This window comes from Natronomonas sp. (assembly GCF_036625485.1).
Taxonomy (GTDB): Archaea; Halobacteriota; Halobacteria; order Halobacteriales; family Haloarculaceae; genus Natronomonas.
Map to the genome: position 1 here is coordinate 1 of NZ_JAZKTR010000206.1, position 3,603 is coordinate 3,603.

Sequence of the window (3,603 nt, forward strand, 5' to 3'; positions counted from 1 at the left end):
AGGAGAATAGAACCGATCAGGACGGACTGCCCACGTTCGTCGTCCCCGGATACCATATCGCGAAATGGCACCTCGTGAATAAAAGGGTACTCCTACTCGTCTTCGTCGATGACTTCGGGGTCCGCAAGGGCGGTCGAAAGCGAGTCCAGCCCGTTGACCCACTCGGCGACGAGGCCGTATTCGATCTCCTCGGCGACGTCCATGTCGAGTTCCTCGCCGTCGAACAGGAGCGTCCCGGCCTGCGCGCAGTAGGCGAGTGCGGTGTCGGCGTCGTCCTCGGCTTCGGCGTCGGCGGCGGCGCGGATGTAGTCCTCGACGGTACCTTCCTCGGCGGGTCCCCCAGCGATGAACTCCTCGGCGGCGTAGAACACACAGACCAGCGAGGTCTGGACGCCGTCGATCAGCATGAGTTTCTCCTCGTCGTCGAACTCGACTTCCGAGAGGACGATATCCCGGATGCCCGCGAGTTCTTCGAGGGCCTGCTCCTCGTCGATTTCGCCGTCTTCCCAGTCGGTGACGATCTTGGCGATGGCGATGGCGGTGTCGTCCTGCAGGTTCAAAAGCAGGCGCGCCGAGTCTTCGTTTTCGGGGTCGATCTCCTCCTCTCGTAGCCGGTCGAGCCAGTTGTTCCACCGTTCTTCTGCGTAGTACTCGCTGGGGGGATTGCTCATGCTCGAAGGTACGTGGGATGGGGGATATGCCTTTTCCTTGTTCTACCGAACGGTAACTGTCCTCACTCCTTATACGGACCATCGTAGTTTGTTACCGGTTATCGCCGACCCGTACTGACGACGACCAGTAAATCGTTACAACGGTCCGTATCACTCCTCGCTTCGGGCCGGCCGACCGAGCTCGCGCTCGACGGCGTCGACCTTCTCGCGGGCACGCTGGTCGCGGGCGCGCTTGTCGTCGATCTTCAGGAACGTACTCACGCGGTCGGCGTCGACGGCCTTGTGGGCCGCGCCGACGGCCGCCAGCAGGGTGTCGATGTCGTCGGCCTCGATGACCGTTCCCATCGGGTTCGTCTCATAGGAGACGTCGTAGTCGTCGAGTGCCTCGACGGCTTCGGCGACCTCGCTCGCCATGCTGTCCTCGATGACCGGTGCCACGCTGAGTAGGGCGACGATTGCCATAGTACCGGTTGGCACTCGACCCTGTTATAGGCGCCTGCCCGTCGCTCGCCTCCGCAGTGGTCGCGGTAAATCACTTGTAAGACCCGCGTGACCATTCGTATATGAGCACGGACTCCGAACGAATTCGACGCCACACCGTCGACGCGAATGGACTCTCCTTCGAATGCATTCGGGTGGGCGATGGCGACCGACTGGCGCTCTGTCTGCACGGCTTCCCCGACGACGCGCCGTCGATGGTTCCCGTGATGTTGAACCTCGCCGATGCCGGCTACACCGCCGTCGCACCGTACATGCGCGGCTACGGCCCCACAGACCCCGCACCGGACGGCGACTACTCGGCGACGGCCCTCGGGCAGGACGCAATTTCCCTCAAAACAGCCCTCGCCGAGCGGTTCGACGTCGAGGACGCCTATCTCGTCGGCCACGATTGGGGCGCGGCCGCCGCCTACGCCGCCGACCGCGTCGACCCCGACGCGTTCGAACGGATGGCGACGATGGCCGTCCCGCCCGGATTCGACGCCCTCCTGCTGAAGCACCCGAGACAGCTGCTCCGGAGCTGGTACATGTGGTTCTTCCAGGTGCCCGACGTCCCCGAGCGCGCGCTCCGTTGGCGGGACTTCGCGCTCATCGAGTTCCTCTGGGGGACGTGGAGTCCGAACTGGGACTATCCCGAGGCCCGTGTCGACGAGGTCAAATCGACCTTCCGTACCGAGGGCACCGTCGAAGCGGCGCTCCAGTATTACCGCGATATCGTCGGCTCGTCGCTTTCGTCGTTCGTTCGCGGTGATCGGCCCGCTATCGACGACGTGCCCCCGATTCGGACGCCGACGCTTGTCCTCGCGGGCGAGGAAGACGGCTGTATCGGCCCGGCCCTCTTCGACCACGCCGACGAGATAATCGAGGAGTGTCGCGTCGTGCGCGTGCGCGATGCAGGTCACTTCATGCAACAGGAGAAACCCGATGTGGTGAGCGACGAGATCATCGGCTTCTTCGAATAGCGACCGGCGCCTCGTTAGCCGAGGTTGAGGCGGATAATCACCAACTGGGTGAGGAGGGCGAACGCCAGCACCGCGAGGACCGCCCACTCGTAATAGGGCCGAACCGCTTCGAACGAGTCGTGTTCTCGGAGCTTCCGTACCAGCAGGGAACTCACCACGAGAATCCCCGTGAGGGCCACCGGGAACGCGGCCAGCACGACGGCTGTCGGGGCGAACTCCGGTCCGTAGTACGGCCCGTAACCGAACTGCCAGTGGATGCGCATCAGTTCGGGGAGGACACCGTAGGACAGCACGCTCAGCGCGATACTCGCACAGACGGTGATGAGGCCGCCCGCTCGAAGGGGTCGTGCCCCGGGAATGACACCGGAGCGCGTCGGGAGAGATGCCATACACGTACCCCGTCGGACCGAAGCCGTATATATCGATCCAGCATTCGAATACAGTATTTCTTCTGACAGTATATCTCGAACCGGTCGATATAGATGCCGAAACAGCTTCAAGTAGCGAACACTTGTTATGGCTCGGTTCCCAGTGCACCAGTATGACGGAGCAGGGACCGACGCCGGGCCGTGGCTTCGAGGTGCTCAGCGACGAGACGCGCCTCGGCATCCTCAGAGCGCTCTCGGACCGACTCCGGGAAGGGCCCGAAAGCCCGGAAATCGGCTTTTCCGACCTCCGACGGCGAGTCGGCGTCCGCGATTCTGGAAACTTCAACTACCATCTGGAGAAGCTTCGGGGCCGATTCGTCACGAAGGCCGACGGTGGCTACCGGCTCGCGCCCGCCGGCCTTCAGGTCGTCTCGGCGCTGATAACCGGCGTCTACGGTGATGGGGCCGAACTCGGACCGACCGAACTCGACGACATCTGTCCCGTCTGCGAGGAACGCCTCACCGCGACCTACGAGGACGGCCTGTTGCAGTTCACCTGCCCGAACCATCACTCGTTTGGGAACGCGCTCGTCCCGGGAGTCGTCGAGAACCGGTCGCTCGCGGAGGTGATCGAGATCTGGACGCTGAAGACCAGACAGGACCTGGAGTTGGCCGTCGAGAACGTCTGTCCGTTCTGCTATGCGCACGTCGAACTCTCGCCGGAGTTCGACCGTATGGACGGGATGTCGGAGGTCGAAACACGGTGTTCTCGGTGTGGCGTCCGGCTGGAAGTCCCCGTCATCGTCGCTGTCGTCTTCCATCCGACGGCCGCCGCCTTCTATCGGGACCACGGCATCGACGTCCGGCGGCGACCGCTGTGGGCACCGGAGTTTTACAGGCCGGTTGACGTGGCCCCCGTTCCGGAGCGTCGGCAGTTCGACGTCACTGTCGAACTCGACGGGGAGACGCTCGAAGCTACGGTCGATGACTCGCTTTCGGTAGTCGACGTGACGCGGTAGAAGTCCCTGACTCATCGCGCGTGCGGAGTAGACTTTGATAACGGGCAGCGCCGCTATCGCTACGCGCCGCTCGGCGTATAGTTCG

At 63.4% G+C, this 3,603-nt stretch carries 5 protein-coding genes; 2 read left to right on the forward strand and 3 right to left on the reverse strand.

Features of this window, described 5'->3' with window-relative positions; genetic code table 11:
- Nucleotides 1-92: 92 nt before the first annotated feature.
- A complete protein-coding gene (locus V5A53_RS13800; protein WP_332314197.1) occupies nt 93-671 on the reverse strand; it encodes a DUF2150 family protein in 579 nt (192 codons plus the stop codon).
- Nucleotides 672-821: 150 nt separating this feature from the next.
- On the reverse strand, nt 822-1,133 hold the full coding sequence (locus V5A53_RS13805) for an MTH1187 family thiamine-binding protein (protein ID WP_332314198.1): 312 nt from the start codon (nt 1,131-1,133) through the stop codon (nt 822-824).
- 101 nt (nt 1,134-1,234) lie between these two features.
- Between V5A53_RS13805 and V5A53_RS13810 the strand changes: the two genes are divergently transcribed.
- The gene (locus V5A53_RS13810) at nt 1,235-2,131 is read left to right on the forward strand and encodes an alpha/beta fold hydrolase (protein WP_332314199.1); all 897 of its coding nucleotides are present in this window, start codon (nt 1,235-1,237) and stop codon (nt 2,129-2,131) included.
- A gap of 14 nt (nt 2,132-2,145) precedes the next feature.
- On the opposite strand, the gene V5A53_RS13815 is transcribed toward V5A53_RS13810, so the two are convergent.
- Complete coding sequence (locus V5A53_RS13815) at nt 2,146-2,520, reverse strand: hypothetical protein (protein WP_332314200.1); 375 nt, start codon at nt 2,518-2,520, stop codon at nt 2,146-2,148.
- Nucleotides 2,521-2,672: 152 nt separating this feature from the next.
- Between V5A53_RS13815 and V5A53_RS13820 the strand changes: the two genes are divergently transcribed.
- A complete protein-coding gene (locus tag V5A53_RS13820) occupies nt 2,673-3,518 on the forward strand; it encodes a winged helix-turn-helix domain-containing protein (protein WP_332314201.1) in 846 nt (281 codons plus the stop codon).
- Nucleotides 3,519-3,603 lie beyond the last annotated feature (85 nt).